The organism is Microbacterium sp. Kw_RZR3, from assembly GCF_029222405.1.
GTDB lineage: Bacteria > Actinomycetota > Actinomycetes > Actinomycetales > Microbacteriaceae > Microbacterium.
Genome location: NZ_JARHXC010000065.1, coordinates 1 through 1,431, shown reverse-complemented (window position 1 = coordinate 1,431; position 1,431 = coordinate 1). Strand labels below are relative to the sequence as shown.

Annotated in this window: 1 protein-coding gene; it reads left to right on the top strand. The window is 71.5% G+C overall.

All coding sequences use genetic code 11. The annotated features are described in order from the left end of the window. Nucleotides 1-97 precede the first annotated feature (97 nt). A complete protein-coding gene (locus P2P98_RS03500) occupies nt 98-1,225 on the top strand; it encodes an acetamidase/formamidase family protein (RefSeq protein WP_275797272.1) in 1,128 nt (375 codons plus the stop codon). The last annotated feature ends 206 nt before the right edge of the window (nt 1,226-1,431 follow it).

Sequence of the window (1,431 nt, the reverse complement as noted above, 5' to 3'; positions counted from 1 at the left end):
ACCCGAGGTCCCTGAGCCTGTCGAAGGGACCGGTCGCACCGGCTCGGGGGGTGGCTTCGACGAGTTCAGCCACCCTGGCCGCCCCGCGTCCCTTCCGATCCTGCAGCCCCACACCGGTCCGATCCCCGGCGACCACTACCTCGCCGCGACCCCGACCACCGTCCTCTGGGGTCGCCTTCCCTGCGCCACCGACGCCGCCGTGCTCGAGATTGCTTCCGGCGAGACCGTGACCTTCGACACCGTCAGCCACGAGGGAATCCTCGACGATCAGGGCAAAGACCCTGGCGCGTACTTCGCGGCCCACGGCGTGCCGCGTGAGCAGGTGCTCGACGATGCGGTCGAGATCGCGGCATCCGTTCTCCGTGACCCCGTCGCCGACGGACCCCACGTGGTCGTCGGTCCGGTGCACGTGGCCGGAGCTCACCCGGGCGACCTGCTCAAGATCACGGTCGAGACCCTCGTGCCGCGGGTTCCGTACGGCGTGATCTCGAACCGCCACGGCAAGGGGGCGCTCGTGGGCGAGCTGCCGCGCGGCGAGCACAACGTCAGCGTGTTCGCCGCGGTCGCCGAGCGGGCTGGCATCCTGCACGGAACCCTTCCGATCGTCGAGGGCGGTGACCCGGTCGTGGCGTTTCCTCTCGCGCCGTTCCTCGGCACGATGGGTGTCGCGGTCACGGGCCACGAACGGCCGCACTCGGTGCCCCCGGGAACCCACGGCGGCAACATCGACATCAACCTGCTCGTCGAGGGCACCACCCTGTTCCTCCCCGTCCAGGTCGAGGGCGCGCTCGCGTACGTCGGCGATCCGCACTTCGCGCAGGGCGACGGCGAGGTGGCGCTCACCGCTCTCGAGGCCTCGCTGCGCGCCACGCTCCGCTTCGAGGTGATCCCCGCGGATGCCGCTCGCGCGGCGTTCGGCGAGGTCACGGGTCCGCTGGTCCGGACGCCCGAGTACCTCGTGCCCACCGGGATGCACGTCGACCTCGACGAGGCGATGCGCGCGTGCGTGCGTGCCTCGCTCTCCCTGCTGAACGGGCGGTGGGGAATGGACGAGCACCTCGCCTACGCCTACCTCAGCGCGGCAACCGACTTCGACATCTCGCAGGTCGTCGACATCGTCTCGGGCGTGCACGCGCGGATCCGCGAGGCGGACTTCGCGGGCGTGCCGTCGGTGGAGCCCGAGGCCGTGGCATCCGGTAACGACGCAGACGGGAGTGCGGCATGAGGGCCCCGCGTGGTCGGCGCCAGGATCGAGTGTCCAAGACACGCCGTATCGAGGGGGCCGCAAACGGCGTTTCTTGGACACTCGCCGCCGCGAGACCCCTTCCGCGCCAGAAGTCCGAAGGAGACGACGTATGACCCCCGCTCTCGCCGCCGCCCTCGCCCGCGCCGAGGCCAGCAACGCCGCGTGCGGTCCGACGCCCGCCCCTG